The 287-nt window shown below is 41.8% G+C and carries 1 pseudogene; it reads right to left on the reverse strand.

Annotated features, from left to right (window positions below):
- Positions 1 to 287: pseudogene (locus tag ACXAFR_RS27640) on the reverse strand (IS1182 family transposase); the annotation flags it as partial.

Below are 287 nucleotides of genomic sequence, written 5' to 3' on the forward strand. Positions count from 1 at the left end.
GCAAACGCAGGTTTTATTTCGTTTGTTTAATTTAAATTCTGTAGCTGGGATAACTTTTTTTACACCTTTTACAGTATCCTGGTGTCGCTTGCCGTGGTCGCTCTTTTGGCTTTTAAATTTTGGGTCACGTGATCGAAAGGCGTTGTCCGGGATGTAAGCGTTTATCTCTTCTTCTTTCAGATAGGCGTAATTAGCTTCGTTGGCAAAACCGGTATCAGCGGTGACGACGATTTGGCCCTCTATTAAGTTACCGAATTCAGAATCGGCGTAACGTTGTTGAATCTTAT

Source organism: Pseudomaricurvus sp. ABR4_320 (genome assembly GCF_056159445.1).